Genomic DNA, 20,495 nt, shown 5'->3' with positions numbered 1-20,495 from the left:
CCGCCAACATGCGAGGGGGGAAGACATGGACAAATTTTTCGGCAATCTGCACGCCGTACTGGGCGCGGGCCTGGTGCTCGCGATCATTCTGATGCTCGGGCTGAACGGCCAGAATTTCGAGGACGGCATCGCCGCGGGCAATGCGATCATGCGCTGGCTGCACACCTTCTTTGGCGTGCTGTGGATCGGCCTGCTTTATTATTTCAACTTCGTCCAGATCCCGACGATGCCCAAAATCCCGGCAGAACTGAAACCCGCGGTCGGCAAGCATATCGCGCCCGCTGCGCTGTTCTGGTTCCGCTGGGCGGCGCTGGCGACGGTGGTGCTGGGCGTCGCAATCGCCGGACACGCCAAATATCTGGTCCCGGCGCTGACCTTCGAGGATCCGTATCAGCTGATCGGCGCGGGCATGTGGCTGGGACTGATCATGGCGTTCAACGTGTGGTTCGTTATCTGGCCGAACCAGAAAAAGGCGCTGGGCATCGTCGAGGCCGACGATGCGACCAAGGCCAAGGCCGCGAAGACCGCGATGATCTTTTCGCGGACCAACACCTTGCTGTCGATCCCGATGCTCTATGCGATGGTGAACTTCAGCTGAGGCCTTTCCCCTCCCGCTTGCGGGAGGGGATCTCAGCCTGACGCTCGACCGCCGCCTTACGCGCCCGGCACACGCCGGGCGCCGCGGCGAACGGCGATTACATCATGGGTGCGGGCGCTGCGGGCGCCGCCGGGGCGGCCTTCCTGGCGCGGCCGCCGGCGACGTCCGACAGCTGGTCGTCGTTCAATTCGACGGGCTTCGGCTGCTTTGCCTTGGGATCGACTTTCTTGGTCATCACAATGTTCCTTTTTCAAAAGGGCTGCGAGATGGCTGGCATCGATTCGCCGGCCATGACCTGAGTTATACGTCCTTTTGCCGAAACGCTGTGCGGCATGTCACAGCGGGCCGAGGGCGATGTCAGCCCTCGATCGCCGCCTTGTGCATCCGCCCGTTCATCACATAATGCGCGACGCCCATCTGCATCCCCGCAGCCTGGGCATCGTCGATCTCGCGCACCCGCCGCGCCGGCGATCCGGCCCACAGTTCGCGGTCGGGGATTTCCTTGTTCTCGGTGAGCAGCGCCCCCGCCGCCAGCATCGCGTCGCTGCCGATGCGGCACCCGTTCATCACCGTCGCCTTCAGCCCCACGAAAGCGCGATCGGCGAGCGTGCAGCCATGCACCATCGCCATATGGCCGATCAGCACATCCTCGCCGATGATCGTCGGAAAGCCTTCGGGGCGGTGCGGCATCGGGCCGTCGCAATGGACGACGCTGCCGTCCTGGATGTTCGACCGTGCGCCGATAACAATGTGGCTGACGTCGGCGCGCAGGACGCAATTATACCAGATGGTGACATCGGCGCCGACGCGCACGTCGCCGATGATCCGGCACCCCGGCGCGATAAAGGCGCTCGGGTGGATCGTCGGCGTCTTGCCGTTGACGCCGATGATGCTCACGTCGCGGTGGATCATTCGTCGCGTTTCCCGATCAGGCTGCCCCACAGCAGGACAGGCAGCGTCGATGAATAATCGTCGGTCCAGCGTTCGAAGCCGGGCCGCGCGGCGAGCGGAACCCACGCGCCGTCGTCGCGCGCCTTGTCGCGCGGCCGCAGCGCGCCGGTCAACTGCTCCAGGCGCTGCGGCGTCGCGGTGAGCGCGACCCAGTTCGACCCGGTGAGGCCGCTGGGATCGTAATCGCCCGCCGGCCCCGGATCGAGCCGGATCGCCGCGCTCCACCCACGCGCCTGCGCCTCGGCCGCCAGCACCGGTTCGAGCCCGAAGAAGCGGTTCGAGATATGGATCAGCAGCACGCCATCGGGTTTCAACGCCCGCGCATAAATGCCGATCGCTTCCTTGGTCAGCAGGTGGAGCGGGATCGCGTCGGACGAAAAGGCGTCGATGACCAGGATGTCGAAGCGGGCCGCCGGGCCGTCGGCGATCCGTAGCCGCGCGTCGCCGATCTCGATCGGCACCGCCGGCGCGCAATCGGACAGGAAGGTGAATTTGGCCGAATCGCGCGCAATGTCGACCATCACCGGATCAATTTCGAAGATCGTCCAGTCCTGTCCCGGCTGCCGATAGCAGGCGAGCGTCCCCGCCCCCAGCCCGACGATGCCGATCGATGCGTCGGCGCCGGCCAGCATCTCCGCCTTGTCGAGGGTCAGCCCGACCCCCGACTGGTGACCATAATAGGTCGTCGGTTCGAGCCGGTGACCGGTCGCCGTGCGCTGGAGTCCGTGCAGCGTCGTGCCATGGGCAAGGCGGCGCTGCGCGCGTTGCGGATCATCGGTGACGGTATAGACGCCGAAATAGCTGCGTACCCGCGTCCCAGCGACGCTTTCCTCCAGCGTATCCCAGCCGCCGACCCCGATCATCAGCAGCGCCAGCACCGCGACAAAGGCCCAGCGCCAGCCAAGGACCAGAATGCCGACCGCCACGATGGCAAATCCCCACGCCGCAGTTCCGGTCCCGATCGCGCCGTCCCAGTCGGAGGCCATCGTCCAGCTCGCGACCGCCGCCAAGGCGACCAGCAGGATCACGACGATGCGGCTGTTGACCGGGGTCAGCTTCAGCCATTTGTCCCACGGGAACAGCGCCGGCAGCGGCAGCAGCGCCGCCGCGGCGAGGATCAGCAGCGGATGCTCGTACACCCAGTCGAACAGCAGCGGTGCGAACAGCGCCGCGAACAGCCCGCCGACCACCCCCCCCGCCGACATGACGAGATAAAAGAGCGTCAGATGCTGCGGCGCCGGGCGCAGGTGATAGAGATAACCGTGCAGAGCGGTCGCGACCACGAACAGCATCGCCAGACTGGCGAACGCCACGAGCATCGAGCCGCCGCCCGAGCTGAGCAGTCCCAGACCGCCGACGAGCAGCAGCACCGCTGGGGCGATGGTGGTGACGATCTGCGTCACCCGCGTCGCGGTCGAAAAGGCGATCACGAAGCTGAGCAGATAGAGCCCGAGCGGCAACACCCACAAAAGCGGCATCGCGACGATGTCGGTGGTGAGATGCGTCGTCGTCGATAGCATCAGGCCCGAAGGCACCGCCGCGATCAGCAACCAGTGCAGCTGGCGCCGCAGCGCCGGACGCGGTTCATCGGCCACGGCGTCGGCGCCGGAGTCATGGCTTGCGGTCGCGCCATGCCAGCGCGCCGCCGCGCTCGCCGCGACGAGCGCGACGAGCAGACCGTAGCCCGCGGTCCAGCCCCAGCTCTGCGCCGCGAGCGGCAGGCTGGGTTCGACCAGCGCCGGATAGCTGATCAGCCCGGCAAAGCTGCCGAGGTTCGACGCGGCATAGAGATAATAGGGATCACCGGCGCGCGCGTCAGCGGCGAACCAGCGCTGCATCAGCGGCGCCTGCGCCGCGACGACGAAAAACACCGGACCGATCGAGGCGACGAGCAGCAGCGGCACCCACAGCGCCTCCTGCCCTGCCCCCGGCGGCGCGATGCTCGCGATGCCGATCGGCAGCCACAGCGCCGCCAGCACGAGCAGCGCGACATGGATCATCGCCTGGCGCCGCACCGCAAAGCGGCCGAGCCAGTGGGCATAGGCATAACCGCCGAGCAGCAGCGCCTGATAGACCAGCATCGCGCTGTTCCAGACTGCCGGCGCGCCGCCCAATTTGGGCAGCACCATCCGCGCCACCATCGGCTGGACGAGAAAGAGCAGAAAGCTGCCGACCAATATGGTCAGCACGAACAGCCAGCGCCGCGGTAACGCAGTCATAAAACCCCACCCCTATCGATCATTTGGTCATGCACCCAGCAGCCGCGCGGCATGCAGCGCATGGTAACTCAGCACCCCCGACGCCCCGGCGCGGCGGAACGCCAGCAAGGTCTCCAGCACCAGCGCGTCGCGGTCGCCCGCGCCGGCCGCGGCAGCGGCTTCGATCATCGCATATTCCCCCGACACCTGGTACGCATAGACCGGCACTGCAAAAACCTCCTTAACGGCGCGCACGATGTCGAGATAAGGCAGCCCGGGCTTGACCATCACGCTGTCAGCACCCTCGGCCAGGTCCTGCGCGACCTCGCGCAATGCCTCTTCGGCGTTGGCGGGGTCCATCTGATAGGTTTTCTTGTCGCCTTTCAGCAGCCCGCGCGAACCGACCGCATCGCGGAACGGGCCATAGAAGGCCGAGGCATATTTGGCGGCGTAGCTCATGATCTGGACATGGCCGAACCCCTCGGCCTCCAGCGCCTGCCGGATCGCGCCGATGCGCCCGTCCATCATGTCGCTCGGCGCGATGATGTCGGCGCCGGCGCGCGCCTGATTGAGCGCCTGCCCGACGAGCACCGCGACCGTTTCGTCATTGAGCACATAGCCGCTGTCGTCGATCAGCCCGTCCTGCCCGTGGCTGGTATAGGGGTCGAGCGCGACGTCGGTGAGCACGCCGATGTCGTCGCCGAGCGTCTGCTTGATCGCGGCGACGGCGCGGCACATCAGATTGTCGGAGTTCAGCGCCTCGGCGCCGTCTTCGCTGCGCCGGCCCGCCTGAGTATAGGGAAACAGCGCGACGCACGGAATGCCCGCCGCCGCCGCGTCGCGGGCGCGATCGACGATGTGGTCCACCGACCAGCGCGACACGCCGGGCAGGCTGGCGACCGGTTCTTCGACGCCCGTCCCGTCGCAGACGAACAACGGCCAGATCAGGTTCGCCGGCGACAGGTGGGTCTCACGCACCATCGCGCGGCTCCAGCCGGTGCGGCGGGTGCGACGCAGGCGCAGGTCAGGAAAGGCGGCGGCAGTCATGCCGCGTGCATAGCGGGGTGCGGGCGCGGGGCAAATGGATATTGGCGGATTCAAGGAACCCCAAATCCCGTTCGCATCGAGCGAAGTCGAGATGCCCCTAGATCTGGCGCCTCGCCGACGGGTGTCTCGACTTCGCTCGACACGAACGGAGCAGAGCAGGGTCGATAGCGCGTTAGATCCCGCCGCCCGCGCGCTTCGAGGCCACGTCTGCAAGCGAACCCAGCTTCGGCCCTTCGGCCTGCTTCGGCGCAATCGGCGCCAGCGCGGCGCCGGGCGCGACCGCGGTCAGCGTGCGGATGCGGGCGCGGAAATCGGCGAGCGCCTTGCCCTCGAGCAGCGCCCGGGTGACGAAGGTGACCGACGACGGATTGACCGCGCGGCCGTTGCGATACAGTTCGTAATGGAGGTGCGGGCCGGTCGATAGGCCGGTCGAGCCGATATAGCCGATCACCTGTCCGCGATTGACCCGCTGGCCCGACCGCACCGCGATTCGGCTCATATGGCCATAGCCGGTGGCGAGGCCGTCGCCGTGGCTGAGCTTGACGAAATTGCCATAGCCGCCGTTGCGCCCCGCCATGCTGACGACGCCGTCGCTGACCGCATAGATCGGGGCGCCATACCCGCCGCCGAAATCGATGCCGCTGTGCATCCGCTTGTAACCGAGGATCGGGTGCCGCCGCATTCCGAAGCTCGAGGTGATGCGACCGTTGGTCGGGCGCGTCATGCCGCCCCGCTGTTCGCCGACCCCCGACGCCTCGAACCACTGGCGCTGGCCGTCGACATTCCATTCGAGCATCGACAGCTTGGCTTTGCCGTCGCGGATCAGCCCCGCATAGAGCAGCTTGCCGGTCTCGCTCTCACCGGTTTCGGCGCGGCGATAATCGACGATGATGTCATATTCGTCGGAGGCGCGAATGGCGCTGCCGACCGAAATCTGTTTGCCGATGACGCGCAGATAGGCCTGCACCGTTTCCGCCGGGGCGCCGGCGGCGCGTGCCGATCGATACAGGCTGTCGCCGACCCGGCCGCGGATGCGCAGCGGGGTCGTATCGACCGCGATCGGGATGCGCCGCATCACCAGCCGCCCGTCGATGCGCTCCATCTCGATGCGCAGGTCGAAGCGCGCGCGCATCGCCAGCGCCTCGACGGGGCGCGGCATGGTGCGCGCGGCACGGCGGCCGAGCACCAGGTCGATGCGCGTGCCCGGAGCGATGTCGGCGAGCGGCACCGCGCCCGAAACCTGACTGGCGAGCGCCTGCGCCTCGCTGCCGCCGACGCCCGAGCGTTCGAGCAGACGGGCAAAGCTGTCGCCGCGGCCGAGCGTCGCGGTCAGTTCGATCTGCGGGCGCTCGGGGGTCTGCGTCAGCGGGCGGACCGCGTCGGTCGCCGCCATGTGGCGCCCGGTGTCGCCGCCGAGCGCGAGCGGCACGATCATCTGCGCGCGCGCCTCGTTGAAATCGGCGGCGTCGAGCGCCGCGGTGCCGGGGGCGGCGAGCGGCGCAACGCCGGGGAAGGTCGCGATCGCGCTGCCGCACAGCAGGGTCAGCGTGGCCAGGCCGCGCCACCATTCGGTCGAACCGATATTGTTGCCAAGGTCGGGAACCAGGTCGAGGTGCGCGATCCGGTCGCGCAGCGCGTCGCGCCACGCCGGCGGCGCCGCGTTGTCGGCGCTGTGCCGCAGCAGCGGAACCGCTTGCGACATCGTGAGGGCGGCCGCATTGCCGGACATCCCCGCGATGGGTTCGTGACGCTGGAACAAGTCTGCAACCCCCGCTCGGCGCGCCCGAAAATCCCGCCGCCGAATGATGTTTTCGAAGCTTCGTCTGTAAAGAAAGTTCGTTAAAGTCAATTTAATGGGGATCGTCGCGCGCGGCGATGCGGCAAGCCGTGGCCCCGCCGCGACATGACGTGGAAAGGACCGGAACCTTTGGATCGGTGAGCAAGTGCACTAGAATGCGCGGGCGCCGCTATCGCCTGTTGCGCCGCGGGCGCGCCCATGCCAGCTTGGCGGACAAGACAATGACCTTACCCTCTCCTCATCAGGTCAAGGCCGTCCTTGGCCCCACCAACACCGGCAAAACCCATTTGGCGGTCGAGCGGCTGACCGCCCGGTCGAGCGGGATGATCGGCTTTCCGCTGCGCCTGCTGGCGCGCGAGGTGTACGATCGGGTCGTCGCGATGAAAGGCGCGGCGCAGGTGGCGCTCGTCACCGGCGAAGAGCGAATCATCCCGCCCGAAGCGCGCTATCTGCTCGGCACGATGGAAGCCTTGCCGCTGACCCGCGACGTCGCCTTCGTCGGCATCGACGAGGCGCAGCTCGGCGCCGATCCCGAGCGCGGCCATGTCTTTACCGACCGCATGCTGCGCGCCCGCGGCCGCGAAGAGACGATGATCCTGGGGTCGGCGAGCATCCGCACCCTGGTCAAGACCCTGATTCCCGAGGCCGAGATCGTCACCCGCCCGCGCTTCTCGACCCTGAGCTACGCCGGGTCGTCGAAACTGTCGCGGCTGCCGAAGCGCTCGGCGATCGTCGCCTTTTCGGCGGAAGAAGTCTATGCGATCGCCGAAATGCTGCGCCGCTTTTCGGGCGGCGCCGCGGTGGTGATGGGGGCACTCAGCCCCAAGACGCGCAATTCGCAGGTCGCGATGTTCGAGGCAGGCGAGGTCGATTATCTCGTCGCCACCGACGCGATCGGCATGGGGCTCAACCTCGACGTCCAGCACGTCGCTTTCGCGTCCTTGCAAAAATTCGACGGCCGCCGGCTGCGGCGGCTGACGATCGCCGAGATGGCGCAGATCGCCGGCCGCGCCGGGCGCCACCAGCAGGACGGCAGCTTCGGCACCATCGGCCTGCCGCAGGGCGGCTTCACCCCCGAGGAAATCGCCGCGATCGAGGGGCATCATTTCCCGCCGCTCGCCAGCCTGTTCTGGCGCAACCCGACCCCGCGCTTCGGCTCGCTCGACCAGCTGCTGTCCGACCTCGCCCAGCCGCCGACCCAGCCGGCGCTGCGCCCGGCGCCCGAGGCGGTCGACATCGCGGTGCTCAAGCATCTCGCCGGCGACATGGAGGTGCGCGCGCGCGGCGGCGACTTCGATGCGGTCCAGCGCCTGTGGGACGTTTGCGGCTTGCCCGACTTCGAACAATTGGGCGCCGAACATCACAGCCGCACCGTGCTCAAGCTGTGGCAATGGCGCACCAGCGGCAACGGGATGATCGACCCCGACTGGTTCGCCCGCCGCCTCGCCCGGCTCGACGATGTCGAGGGCGACATCGACCAGCTGGCCAGCCGCATCGCCGCCGTCCGCACCCTGTGCTTCATCGCCCAGCGCGGCGACTGGATCATGGGCGGCGCCGGCTGGACCGAACAGACCCAATCGCTCGAATCGCGGCTGTCCGACGCGCTGCACGCCGCGCTCGCGCAGCGTTTCGTCGACCGGCGGCTGGCGCTGTTGCTGCGCGACGCCGGACAGCGCGGCGCCGCCTTGCCGGTGGCGGTCGGCCCCGACGGCACCGTCGCGGTCGACGGCGAGGCGATCGGCACGCTGAAGGGGTTCCAGTTCAGGGTCGACCCGGTGGCCAAGGCCAGCGATCACCGCATGCTGCTCGCGGCGGCGGAAAAGCATCTGCGCGCCGAACTCGCGCGCCGCGCCGCGGCGCTGGCCGAAGGCGACGACCGCGCGATCACCCTGGTTGCCGAGGCGGGTAGCGCGCCGCGCCTCGCGTGGCACGGCGACGCCGTGGCCACGCTCGCCAAGGGGCCGACGCTGGTCCAGCCGTCGATCCAGATCGACCCTTCGCTGCGCCGCCTCGAACCCGCGCAGGTGCAGGCGATCGCCGACCGCTTGCAGCGCTTCGTGGCGCAGCAACTGGCGCGGCACGCTGCCCCGCTCGCCGCGATGGGCGACGCCGCCGGCGACCTGTTCACCCCGCCGCGCATCCGCGCGCTGCTCGCGGCGCTCACCGACAATAGCGGGATGATCGGCCGCGCCGCGGTCGAGGATCAACTCGCGGCGCTCGCCCCCGACGAGCGGCCGATCCTCCGCAAGCTCGGCCTCACCATCGGGTCGCTCGACATTTTCCATCCCACCCTTCTCAAGCCCGAGGCGGTGCGCTGGCGCGCCGCGCTGACTGCGGCGCAGCAGGGCGCGCCGATTCCGGCACTGCCGCCGCACGGCGCGGTGCTGCAAAAGACCGGCAGCCACGGCGGGCTGACGATCGCCGGCTTTCGCCGCTGCGCCGCCGGCTGGCTGCGGATCGACATGGCCGAAAAGCTCGCGCGCCAGGCGCACGCCGCGCGGATGCAGGCCGCCGCGCCGCCGACCGCACCGATCGCGGGCCGCGCCGATCATCACGACGACCATCATGGCGACGAGGCCGACGCCGCCGCCGCAGCATCGCTGCCCGGCTTCGTCATCGACCCGGCGCTCGCCACCTCGCTCGGTCTCGATGAGGAGACACGGCGCGGGCTGCTCGGCAGTTTCGGTTTCCGCAGCGTCGGCGAACCCGCGCTGCACCGCTGGCGCTGGTCGGGGCTGCGCAAGGCCGAAAAACGCCCGCGCCGCAAACCGCCGCGCAAGGCCGTCGCCGCGGCGCCGCGCGGCGGCGCGAACGGCGATGCCCGGCGCCCGCCCGCCGATCAGGCCAAGACGAAGCGCGCCCCACCGCCGCCGCGCCGGGACAATCCCGCGCCGCCGCGGCCTGACCGCCCGGCGCGGCGCGCGCCCTCGCCGCACAGCCCGTTCGCCGGGCTCGCCGCGCTGCTCGCCGACGGCCGCAAGGACGGATGACCAGCCCCGCCGCGGCCGGCAGCATCCGGCTCGACAAGCTGCTCTGGTATCTGCGCCTCGCGCGCTCGCGCAGCCTGGCGCAGGCGGTGATCGCGGCGGGCCATATCCGCCTCGACGGGCGGCGCGTCACCCGCGCCTCGTGCGCGGTCCATGCCGGGCAGGTGCTGGTGCTGCCGGTCGGCGAACATATCGCGGTGCTCCGGCTGCTTGCGCTGCCCGCGCGGCGCGGTCCGGCAAGCGAGGCGGCGGCGCATTACCGCCGCCTCGACGCCGGCGCCGCCCCGCTCGCCAGCTGACCTATCAGGCGTGAAGGAAAAGCTGTCGCCACCCGCACGGCCGCAGCGGCTAATGCAATGAGAGTGATTCGCAACTGTCGCAAAGCGTTGACGCGCCGTCGTCCAGCGGCATAGAGGCGGGCCGTTATTACAGAGCCTGACGGCCGCATCGCCGTCATCGAAGGGAGCAAGAACCCATGACCTATGTCGTCACCGATGCCTGCGTCCGTTGCAAATATATGGACTGCGTCGAGGTCTGCCCGGTCGACTGTTTCTATGAGGGCGAGAATATGCTCGTCATCAATCCCAACGAATGCATCGATTGCGGCGTGTGCGAACCCGAATGCCCGGCCGAGGCGATCCTGCCCGATACCGAGAGCGGGCTGGAAAAATGGCTCGAGGTCAACACCAAGTTCAGCGCCGAATGGCCGAACATCACGGTCAAGAAGGACAGCCCCGCCGACGCCGACGAGTTCAAAGGCGTCGACGACAAGTTCGACAAATATTTCTCGCCCGAACCGGGCCAGGGCGACTGACGCATAATGGGGCGGGACTTTCCCGCCCCTTTTTTTGCCCCCTTGAAACCGCCCCGCTTGGCGACGATGTAGGGCGGCAGAGGGGGTCGCCGGCCGGTTCGCGGCGCGGCACTCCATGATGAAGGACGAAATTCAGATGATTGATCCGCTCGCCGCGCTGGTCCCCGTTGTCGTCGAACAGACGAGCCGCGGCGAACGCAGCTTCGACATTTTCTCGCGGCTGCTGCGCGAACGGATCATCTTCGTCACCGGCGAGGTCGAGGATCATATGGCCTCGCTGATCACCGCCCAGCTGTTGTTCCTCGAATCGGAAAATCCGAAGAAGGACATCTACATGTACATCAACTCGCCGGGCGGCGTCGTCACCGCAGGCATGGCGATCCACGACACCATGCAATATATCCGCCCGCGGGTCGGCACGGTGTGCATCGGCCAGGCCGCGTCGATGGGCAGCTTCCTGCTCGCCGCGGGCGAGCCGGGGATGCGCGTCGCACTGTCGAACGCCCGCGTGATGGTCCACCAGCCGTCGGGCGGCGCCCGCGGCATGGCGTCGGACATCGAGATCCAGGCGCGCGAGATTCTGCGCATTCGCAAGCGGATGAACGAGCTCTACGTCAAATACACCGGCCGCTCGCTGAAAGAGATCGAAAAGGCGATGGACCGCGACACCTTCCTCGAAGCCGACGAAGCCAAGGAATTCGGCATCGTCGACCAGGTGTTCGACCGCCGCCCCGGCCTGCCCAGCGACGACGCGCCGAAGGATGTGAGCGAAGGCCCGACGCCCTGAGTCGATCAGGTTGCGGCACCGACCGCGCGGTAGCCCAAGACAAGCGCTTAACCGCATTTGTTGACGCCCGCTTGGCGCCTCGCTGCTAGGCGGGACATTGCTGCGATGTCACCCAATTGCCATATTGTAATTGGGTGGCCGCGGGCTAGGATAAGGACGGCACCGCCATTTCGGCGCCTGCCAAGGGAAGTTTTATGACCAAATTGAGCGGCTCGGACGGCAAGAGCACTCTTTACTGCTCCTTCTGCGGCAAGTCGCAGCACGAAGTCCGCAAGCTGATTGCCGGGCCGACCGTGTTCATCTGCGACGAATGCGTCGAACTGTGCAACGATATCATCCGCGAAGAGATCAAGGGCGGGGTTGCCGCGCGCAAGGACGGCGCGGTGCCGACGCCGCTCGAAATCTGCCAGCATCTCGACAGCTATGTCATCGGCCAGAACACCGCCAAGCGCGTGCTGTCGGTCGCGGTGCACAATCATTACAAGCGGCTCGCCAACTCGGGCCGCGGCGACGACGTCGAACTGGCGAAGTCGAACATCCTGCTCGTCGGTCCGACCGGCAGCGGCAAGACCCTGCTCGCGCAGACGCTCGCGCGCTTCCTCGATGTGCCTTTCACCATGGCCGACGCCACGACGCTGACCGAGGCCGGCTATGTCGGCGAGGATGTCGAGAATATCATCCTCAAGCTGCTCCAGTCGTCCGACTACAACGTCGAAAAGGCGCAGCGCGGCATCGTCTACATCGATGAGATCGACAAGATCAGCCGCAAGGCCGAAAACCCCTCGATCACCCGCGACGTGTCGGGCGAAGGCGTGCAGCAGGCGCTGCTCAAGCTGATGGAAGGCACGACCGCGTCGGTGCCGCCGCAGGGCGGGCGCAAGCATCCGCAGCAGGAATTCCTCCAGGTCGACACGACGAACATATTGTTCATCGCCGGCGGCGCGTTCAGCGGCCTCGAAAAGATCATCGGCGACCGCCTGCAGGGCAAGTCGATCGGTTTCGGCGCGCATGTCGCCGGCCCCGACGAGCGCCGCATGGGCGAAGTGCTGAAAAGCATCGAGCCCGAGGATCTGCTGAAATTCGGCCTGATCCCCGAATTCGTCGGCCGCCTGCCGGTGATCGCGACGCTCGAGGATCTCGACATCGACGCGCTGGTCAAGATCCTCGGCGAGCCGAAGAACGCGCTGGTGAAGCAATATCGCAAGCTGTTCGATCTCGAAGAGGTCGTGCTGACCTTTACCGACGACGCGCTGGTCGCGGTCGCCAAAAAGGCGATCGAACGCAAGACGGGCGCGCGCGGGCTGCGCTCGATCGTCGAGGCGATCCTGCTCGACACGATGTTCGACCTGCCCGACCTCACCGATGTGGTCGAGATCGTCGTCGACAAGGATGTCGTCGAAGGCCGCAAGGATCCGGTCAAGGTCTATGCCGACAAGGCGAAGGAAGCGGCGGGCGACGCCGCTTGATCGGGCGCGCGCTACCGCTGGCCTTCGCCGCCGGTGCCGCGCTCCTTATCGCCCTGCCCGTTCATGCCCAACCGGTGGCCACCCCGGTGGCAGAGGTTGTCGATTCGACCGATGTACAGCGCGACGGGGAGCGGTTTCGGCACCGACCCTCGGGCTATGTCTTTCCCAGCAGCCTCGGCGACATGCCGGCCCGCAAGGTCACGGTGTTCGGCCCCGGTGACGTGTCGGTGACCTATAGCGCGACCGGCGGCGCCACGGGCGATGCGTGGGTCGATATCTTTGTCTATCCCGCCGGCGACATGACGATCGCGGAAACCGCGGACGACATCTCGGCGGCGATAACCGACACCTTCGCCGCCAGCCCCGCGCTCGCACCCGACGGCATGGCGGTGAGCGCCACCGATCTCAGGAGCGGCTGGTTCGACGGACGCTTGCGCGATAAAAGTCTGAAAACCGGATATTATGTCGTCAAACGTGGCGATTGGCTGATCAAGATCCGCGCCACCATGCCGTCGCCGCCGACACCCGACCTGACGGTGCGGACCGCGGCGGCCGTCAGGGCGGTCAACATGGGTCCATTGCCGCCGGCACGCTAGGGCCAGAACCTTGGGCAGCCGGCGACGTCGGCCACCCTCGCGGCGATGCCATCGAAACGACTCGCACGCCGCTGCCGTCTGAAATTGTTGCATTGCAGCAACACTAGTCGGGAAAAAGACGCGCTCGCTTGTGGATAAGTCGGCGCGCGCGACGCAAATCATGCGTTTTTTGCACCTCGGCGTCGCACGCCGCCCGGCACCGCTTGCACTGTCACATTTGCTGTCACAATCGTGCCACATGCGGGCTTCAGGGGCGCTCGCAGGTCAAGCGCGCCCCTCGTCGCGCCGGCCGCAAGACACCAAAAAGGGGACATCCTGTCATGAAACTTCGTTATTCGATCGCTGCGAGCCTGATGGCGATCAGCGTCGCCACCGTCGTCGCGGCGCCCGCGCAGGCGCAGCAGATCACCACCGGCATCCAGGGCCAGGTCAACGACGACAGCGGCGCGGCGATCGGCGGCGCGACCGTCGTCATCACCGACACCCGCACCGGCGCCGCGCGCACGATCACGACCGGCGCCGACGGCCGCTTCTCGACCACCGGCCTGACCACCGGCGGCCCCTACAGCGTCAGCGTCAACGCCGACAGCTACGAAGGCCAGTCGCTCCAGGATATCTACACCACGCTGCAGGGCAGCACCGACCTCACCTTCGCGCTGACCTCGGGCGGCGGCGAAATCGTCGTTACCGGCAGCCGCGTCCGCGTGACCCAGCTCGAAGTCGGTCCCGGCACCAGCTTCACCACCGAAGTCCTCGCCAGCGCGCCGTCGTTCAACCGTGACGTCCGCGACATCATCCGCCTCGACCCGCGCGTCAGCCTCGACCGCGACGACGGCGGCTCGGGCCAGGACCGCATCTCGTGCCTCGGCGGCAACGACCGCGGCAACGCCTTCACCGTCGACGGGATCAGCCAGGGCGACATCTACGGCCTCAACGACACCGGCTTCTCGTCGCGCAGTTCGACCCCGATCCCCTATGACGCGGTCCGCGAAACGCAGGTCCAGTTCGCGCCGTTCGACGTCGATTACGGCGCCTTCACCGGCTGCGCGATCAACGTCGTCACCAAATCGGGCACGAACGACTATCAGTTCGGCGGCTTCTTCGAATATTCGGACAACGGCCTGCGCGGCAACAATGTCGCCGGCCAGCCGGTCGCACCGATCGAGCCCGAAAAGCGCTGGGGCGCCTGGCTCGGCGGCCCGCTCATCAAGGATCGCCTGTTCTTCTTCGGCGCCTATGAGCACCAGGAAGCCGGCCAGTCGCAGGACGACGGCCCGGCAGGCGCGGGTTACGCCAACGAAATCAGCGGCGTCCCGGTCGCTGCGTTCAACGAAGTGTCGGACGTGCTTAGCAGCGTCTATGGCATCGAAACCGGCCCGCTGGTCCGCAGCCGCCCGTTCGAAAACGATCGTTACTTCGGTCGCCTCGACTGGCAGGTCAACGACGACCATCGCCTCGAACTGACCTATCAGCGGCTTGAGGAAGCCTCGACCCGCGCCGACGACTTCAGCAGCTCGTCGACCAATCCGCGCGTCACCGGCCTCAACACCTTCTACCTCAGCGGCACGGTGTCGGATTATTATTCGGCGCGCCTCTATTCGCAGTGGTCGGACGAATTCTCGACCGAACTGCGCTATTCGCGGTCGAAGATCACCGACCGCCAAGACCCGATCGGCGGCGGCGAAGCGCAGTCGGACAATCCGATCCCGCGCATCATCGTCGGCGTCGAAAGCCAGGACGGCACCAGCTTCGGCCAGGTGCTCGCCGGACCCGGCTTCTCGCGCGCGGCCAATGACCTTCGCACCCAGGTCGATGCCTTCCGCGCCGTCGGCAAGCTCGACAAGGGCGCCCATCAGATCAAGGTCGGGTTCGAAATGAACCAGGCCGACCTGTTCAACCTGTTCGTCCAGAACGCCACCGGCACCCTCTATTTCGAGAATATCGACGATCTGCGCGCCGGTCTGCTGTCCGGCGGTTCCTTTACCAACCCGACCGCCCAGCAAATCGCCGACGGCGATGCGGTGGGCGCCGAGGGCAATTTCACCGCCACCGGCGTCGTCACCGATGCGGCCGCCGCCTTCAAGCGCACCGCCTTCTCGATCTTCGCGCAGGACGACTGGGAAGTCAGCGACCGGTTGAACGCCGTGATCGGCGTCCGCGCCGACTGGTATTCGGGCGGCCAGCCGAACCTCAACCCGGTGTTCCTGCAACGCTACGGCTTCTCGAACACCACCGCGTTCAGCAACTTGCCTCCGATCGTCATGCCGCGCGTCGCGCTGACCTATGACATGGACGATTTCGCCATGTTCGGCCGGCCGAAGCTGACCGCCGGCGTCGGCATCTTCTCGGGCGGCGATCCGCTCGTGTGGTTCGGCAACGCGTTCCAGAACGACGGCCGCGGCTTCGCGACCGGCACGACGAACGACGCGCAATGTGCGCCCATCAAGGATGCCAATGGCCAGATCGACGTCGTCACCGGCGGCCAGTTCACCGGCGTTCCCGCCTGCTTCCAGCAGTCGGCGTCGAACAACGCCGCGCGCGGCCTCGGCGACACCCAGTCGATCAGCCCGAACATCAAGATGCCGTCGGTGCTGCGCGCCAACATCGGCTTCTCGTCGGAACTGAATTTCGCCCCGTCGGGCTTCTTCAGTGGCTGGAACCTCAACCTCGACTATATCTACAGCAAATATCGCAACCCGTTCACCCTGGTCGATCTGTCGCAGACGGTGAACCCGGCGCTCGGTATCGACGGCTACACCGTCGACGGTCGTCCGATCTATCGTTCGATCGATCCGAATGCGGCTGGTTGCGACGCGGTGCTGGTCGGTCTGAACCCCGGACCGGTCTATGAAAATGTCAACGCAGGCTGTTTCTCGCCGGCTACCGGCCGCGACGACGAACTCCAGCTGACCAACAGCGCCGGGTTCCGCAGCCACAACGCGTCGTTCATCCTGTCGAAGACCTTCGACGGCGGCCTGTTCACCGAAAACGGCAACGTCGATTTCAACGTCGGCTATGCCTATACCGACGCGCAGGATCGCCGCAGCATGTACAACTCGACGGCGGGGTCGAACTATGACCTCGTCGCCGCGTCTGATCGCCAGAACCCCGCGGCGAGCCGCAGCTTCTACAGCAGCACGCACAACATCTCGTCGCGCCTCGCCTTCCGCGAGGAATTCTTCGAGGATCTGTCGACCCGCTTCGCGGTCAGCTTCATCGCCCGCTCGGGTCGTCCGTACAGCCTGACCTTTACCGGCGGCGGCGTCTTCAACGACAGCGCCTCGGGCTTTGAAAACGCGCTGCTCTATATTCCGACCGGCATCAACGATCCGAACATCCGCCAGCCGATCTTCAACGGGGCGGGCGTCCAGACCGGTGGTTCGAACCTGGCGGCGGTGCAGCAGCTGGTCGATTTCGCCAGCAACCTCGGCTGCGCCAAGAAATATCTGGGACGGACGATCGATCGCAACACCTGCTCGAACGACTGGTATTTCGACGTCGACCTCAGCTTCTCGCAGGAACTGCCGGGGCCGGGCCGCCTGTTCGGTCGCAACGACAAGATCAAGCTCTATGCGACGATGGACAATTTCCTGAACTTCCTCGACCAGGACTGGAACGTCCAGCGCCGCCGCAACTTCGCGGGGCTCCAGGATCTCGCCACCGGCGGCGTCGATACGGCGACGGGCCAGTATATCATCAGCGGCTTCAACGATCAGGCGTTCGCAGAGGACAACCAGATCAACGTGTCGTCGTCGGTGTGGCGCCTGAAGGTCGGCGTTTCCTACGAATTCTGATCGTCGCGGCGGTCACGAAAATCAGGGGCGCGGGGGGCAACTCCCGCGCCCCTTTTCTTTCCCCGGCACCCTGCTACCGTCGCGCTCCCGTCCCCGTCAAAGGCTCCTCATCATGGTCCGCGCCGCCCTCCTCGCCGTCGCTACCCTCCTCGCCCCGCTGCCCGCGACGGCGCAGGACGTCTCGAAAGTCGAAATTCGCACCGAACCGGTGACGCCGGGTCTTGCGGTGCTGTTCGGGGCCGGCGGCAATATCGCGGTCAGCCACGGCGCCGACGGCACGATCCTGGTCGACGACCAATATGCGCCGCTGACCCCGAAGATCGAGGCTGCGATCGCGGCGCTCGGCGCGCCGCCCGCGAAATGGCTGATCAACACCCACTGGCACGGCGACCACAGCGGCGGGAACGAGAATTTCGGCAAGGCGGGGGCGATGATCATCGCGCACGACCATGTCCGCGAGCGGCTCGCCGAAGGCAGCGTCCATCGCGGCGGCAGCGCCGCACCGGCGCCGAAGCAGGCGCTGCCGGTGCTGACCTATCACGACGGTATCACGCTGCACCTCAACGGCGACACGGTGCAGGTGATGCACGCGCCGCACGCGCACACCGACGGCGATTCGATCCTCCACTGGAAAACCGCGAACGCCTTCCACATGGGCGACCTGTTTTTCCACAAGGTCACCCTGCCCTATATCGACCTCAGCAGCGGCGGCTCGGCCTATGGCGTGCTCGCCGCCGCCGACCGGGTGCTGGGCCTCGCCGACGACAAAAGCGTCATCATCCCCGGCCACGGCCCGCTCGCGACCAAGGCCGATCTTGCCGCCTATCGCGCGATGCTCGCCGAGGTGATCGCCGCGGTCGAAAGCGCCAAGGCGGCAGGGCAAACGCTGGCGCAGGTCCAGGCAATGAAACCCGCGGCGAAATATGAGGTGAAGGGCGGTTTCATTTCGGGCGACGCCTTCGTCGCCGCGATCTTCAACAGCGAACGCGGCCATCCGCATGGCGTCCAGCCCGACCGGTCGAAAGACATCATGGGCGCGCACGACCATGGCGCGGAAACGCATTCGCATTGAGCCCATAAGGGCTTAGAGCGCCCCGATCTCGCCCCGCAATTCGGCAATCAACGCCGCGACCTTGGGCAGCCGCCCCTCCTCCTCGTCGAGGATCGCATGGAAGGCGCGGCGCTTGAGCGCCGCCAGTTCGGCCGCCGCCAACGCCCCTTCGCCGGTCACGCTTGACGCGACGATGTCGATGAGTCTGTCGGCACCGTGCAGCCGCCCCCACAGATAGTCGTTCTCGCGATAGGCGCGGCTGAAAAAGGCGCCGAAGCTGTTGAACTCGATCCCCTTCAGCATCGCCGCCGCACCGCCGCTGCGGATCGCGGTCGCGTCGGAGGGCGAGATGCGGTCGATCTTGATCGGGTCGAACTCGTCGAAACCCTCCCCCTGCAGTAGCGGCAGCGTCGCAATGTCGTAAAAGGGATAGCCGAGATAGGCGAGCAGCAGCGTGCGGCGGTCGTCCTTGGGCATCGCGGCAAGCCCGGCCGCGATCAGCGCGTCGGCCTCGCCGTCGATCGCCGGCAAATCGCGCCGCGCCGCAATCGCATCGATCCGCTCGCCCGGCCCGGCGTCGGCGGGCAGGTCGAGGTCGGCGAGCCAGCTGTCGCTCTGGCGATCGAGATACAGGCCCAGCGCGGAGAAGATCGCGTCGCGCATGTCCTCGCACACCGGGTCGCGCCCGTCGCGCGTCGCCTCGACCGCGGTGTCGAGCTCGCGCGCGAGGAACCGCAGCCGCCGGATCCGGAAGCCCAGATCGTGGGTGCGGAAAAAGGCGATCGCATCGTCGCTCGCCCCGGCGCCGCGCTTGCCCGAAATCCTGTCGAGCCCGCGCGACCGCGCTTCGTTCCACAGCGCCAGCCGCCGGTTCGACCGGTGTACCGCGCCCTCGGGCGGCGACAGCCGGTCGATCAGCCCCGCCATATCCTCGATCACCGCCGACAGCTTCAGATGGCCATAGGGCGCATAAGCGAAACCGGCGCGCGTCGCCGCCTGCTCCTGCGCCTTGGCGCGCCATTTGTTCAGCCGCGCCACCGTCGGCGTGTCGAGGAAAAAGGTGCTGCCGAACAAAGCCGCCACCTGTTCCTCGACCTCGACCTTCATCGCATCGACGATATGCTGCATCCGGCGGATGCGCCGCGACATCGCCTCGATCGCCTCGACATTCTCGCGGATCGGCTGTTCGCGCGGAATTTCGGACAGCGCGCCAAGGATCGTCGGCAGGAAACCCGGCACCTCGGCCGCCTCGCTCGCCGCCGGCTTGCCAAAGCTGATCGAGCGATAATCGGGCTTGGGGTCGATATAGATGAAGCGCCGGTCGATTTCGCGCCGCGCCGGCCGCTGCTTCAGCGCAGCGATCGCCGGGCGGAACGGCGCGTTGGCGAGCACCGATCCGTCGATCAGCACCCGGTCGGCAGGGTCGCCCTCGCTCGCGGTGGGCAGCTGGGTGCGGATGAAAGTGTCGCGCCCCGGCCAGTCGATCGCCCGCTTGCCCAGCACCCGGTCGAGTTCGCGCAAGGTGAACGGGGGGAACGCACCCGGAAAGCTCGCGGTCGCGCGCGCCGCGGCGGTCAGCCCCGGCACATCGTCGAGCCGCGCGCCGGTGCGGCTGTCCTCGCGAAAATGCAGCATCAGCCGATGCTCGTCCTCGGTCACCCGCGGCGGGCTGTTGAGCGCCAGCGGCACGCTATGCCCGCCAAAATCGGTCACCGACACGAACAGGTCGACCGGCTGACCGGCGGGGACGAGCACCGGCCCGCGCGGCCCCTGCTCCATCGCCTCGAACGCATCGAGCAGCAAGTTCACAAAGGTCTCGCCGCCGAACGGCGGTTCGAACCAGCGCGCGCGGACGAAGCGCGACAGCTTGGCGCGCACCTCGTCCTGCGCCGCGGCGCCGACGGTGCGGTCGATCACGTTGCCGCGCTTTTTCATCATCCAGCCGGCGATCGGCACCGCCCAGAATTTGGTCGCCGCCGACAGCGGCCGCGCGTCGGGGTCGATCAGCCGGTCGACGTCGGCGCTGTCGAGCCACAGGTCGGTGAGCGGGTCGAGCGACTGCCCGGTGGCCAGCGCACGCGCCAGGAAAATGCCGTTGATCCCTCCCGCGCTCGCCCCCGCGACGATGTCCGCCAGCACGCGCAGCCGGACGTTGCTCGCCGCCGCGATCGCGCTCAGCAGGTCGCCATAGACCGCCCCCGACCCGGTCAGCGGCGCGCCATCGTGCACCGCGCGCGACGCCGCGGCCAGCCGCCACACTTCCTTGGTGATGCCGTGCATATAGACCGCGAGGCTGATGCCGCCGTAGCAAATCAGGGCGAAGCGCAGTTCCTTTTCCCGCATGCGAAGGGTGTAGCGCGGTTTGGGGTGCGACGTCACCCTCTCCGCCGAAAGGTCTGTCTGGGAGT

15 protein-coding genes are annotated in these 20,495 nt (G+C 67.4%); 9 read left to right on the top strand and 6 right to left on the bottom strand.

What is annotated here, in order from left to right; genetic code table 11:
* The first annotated feature begins 25 nt into the window (after positions 1-25).
* Positions 26-598: a urate hydroxylase PuuD gene (locus HEQ22_RS00590; protein ID WP_432769267.1), complete on the top strand. Its 573-nt coding sequence runs from the start codon at positions 26-28 to the stop codon at positions 596-598.
* Between the two features lie 97 nt (positions 599-695).
* Here the strand turns inward: HEQ22_RS00590 and HEQ22_RS00585 are convergent, their stop codons facing one another.
* The 5 genes from HEQ22_RS00585 to HEQ22_RS00565 all read right to left on the bottom strand — a co-directional run bounded on the left by HEQ22_RS00585 (position 696) and on the right by HEQ22_RS00565 (position 6,496).
* Entirely contained in the window at positions 696-833 is a 138-nt protein-coding gene (locus HEQ22_RS00585) for a hypothetical protein (RefSeq protein ID WP_432769266.1), read from the bottom strand.
* A gap of 122 nt (positions 834-955) precedes the next feature.
* On the bottom strand, positions 956-1,510 hold the full coding sequence (locus HEQ22_RS00580) for a gamma carbonic anhydrase family protein (RefSeq protein ID WP_432769265.1): 555 nt from the start codon (positions 1,508-1,510) through the stop codon (positions 956-958).
* Positions 1,507-3,768 (bottom strand): spermidine synthase, encoded by a 2,262-nt coding sequence (locus tag HEQ22_RS00575; protein ID WP_432769264.1) that lies wholly within the window; start codon positions 3,766-3,768, stop codon positions 1,507-1,509. Before HEQ22_RS00575 ends, HEQ22_RS00580 begins: the two co-directional genes overlap by 4 nt.
* A 27-nt stretch (positions 3,769-3,795) precedes the next feature.
* Complete coding sequence (gene hemB, locus HEQ22_RS00570) at positions 3,796-4,794, bottom strand: porphobilinogen synthase (RefSeq protein ID WP_432769263.1); 999 nt, start codon at positions 4,792-4,794, stop codon at positions 3,796-3,798.
* Positions 4,795-4,966: 172 nt separating this feature from the next.
* Positions 4,967-6,496 carry a M23 family metallopeptidase gene (locus HEQ22_RS00565; protein WP_432769262.1) on the bottom strand — a complete coding sequence of 510 codons (1,530 nt, stop codon included), beginning with the start codon at positions 6,494-6,496 and terminating at the stop codon, positions 4,967-4,969.
* Positions 6,497-6,813: 317 nt separating this feature from the next.
* Here HEQ22_RS00565 and HEQ22_RS00560 point away from each other — a divergent pair, with 317 nt between their 5' ends.
* The 8 genes from HEQ22_RS00560 (at position 6,814) to HEQ22_RS00525 (ending at position 18,108) form a co-directional block, all read left to right on the top strand.
* A complete protein-coding gene (locus HEQ22_RS00560; RefSeq protein WP_432769261.1) occupies positions 6,814-9,582 on the top strand; it encodes a helicase-related protein in 2,769 nt (922 codons plus the stop codon).
* A complete protein-coding gene (locus HEQ22_RS00555) occupies positions 9,579-9,878 on the top strand; it encodes an RNA-binding S4 domain-containing protein (protein WP_432769260.1) in 300 nt (99 codons plus the stop codon). Before HEQ22_RS00560 ends, HEQ22_RS00555 begins: the two co-directional genes overlap by 4 nt.
* A gap of 176 nt (positions 9,879-10,054) precedes the next feature.
* Positions 10,055-10,393, top strand: a complete 339-nt coding sequence (gene fdxA / locus HEQ22_RS00550; protein WP_432769259.1) for a ferredoxin FdxA — start codon at positions 10,055-10,057, stop codon at positions 10,391-10,393.
* A gap of 136 nt (positions 10,394-10,529) precedes the next feature.
* Positions 10,530-11,180, top strand: coding sequence for an ATP-dependent Clp protease proteolytic subunit (locus tag HEQ22_RS00545; RefSeq protein WP_432769258.1), 651 nt, complete (start codon positions 10,530-10,532; stop codon positions 11,178-11,180).
* A 194-nt stretch (positions 11,181-11,374) separates the two neighbouring features.
* Entirely contained in the window at positions 11,375-12,646 is a 1,272-nt protein-coding gene (clpX, locus tag HEQ22_RS00540; protein WP_432769257.1) for an ATP-dependent Clp protease ATP-binding subunit ClpX, read from the top strand.
* Positions 12,643-13,242: a hypothetical protein gene (locus HEQ22_RS00535; RefSeq protein WP_432769256.1), complete on the top strand. Its 600-nt coding sequence runs from the start codon at positions 12,643-12,645 to the stop codon at positions 13,240-13,242. Before clpX ends, HEQ22_RS00535 begins: the two co-directional genes overlap by 4 nt.
* A gap of 320 nt (positions 13,243-13,562) precedes the next feature.
* Entirely contained in the window at positions 13,563-17,036 is a 3,474-nt protein-coding gene (locus HEQ22_RS00530; protein ID WP_432769255.1) for a TonB-dependent receptor, read from the top strand.
* A 112-nt stretch (positions 17,037-17,148) separates the two neighbouring features.
* The gene (locus tag HEQ22_RS00525; protein WP_432769254.1) at positions 17,149-18,108 is read left to right on the top strand and encodes an MBL fold metallo-hydrolase; all 960 of its coding nucleotides are present in this window, start codon (positions 17,149-17,151) and stop codon (positions 18,106-18,108) included.
* A gap of 12 nt (positions 18,109-18,120) precedes the next feature.
* Here the strand turns inward: HEQ22_RS00525 and HEQ22_RS00520 are convergent, their stop codons facing one another.
* The gene (locus HEQ22_RS00520) at positions 18,121-20,430 is read right to left on the bottom strand and encodes a patatin-like protein (RefSeq protein WP_432770911.1); all 2,310 of its coding nucleotides are present in this window, start codon (positions 20,428-20,430) and stop codon (positions 18,121-18,123) included.
* Positions 20,431-20,495: the final 65 nt, after the last annotated feature.

It is taken from the genome of Sphingopyxis sp., from assembly GCF_050916055.1.
In the GTDB taxonomy this organism is placed as follows: Bacteria; Pseudomonadota; Alphaproteobacteria; order Sphingomonadales; family Sphingomonadaceae; genus Sphingopyxis.
The sequence above is the reverse complement of the archived record's forward strand: the minus strand, read 5'-3'. Positions and strand labels throughout refer to the sequence as shown.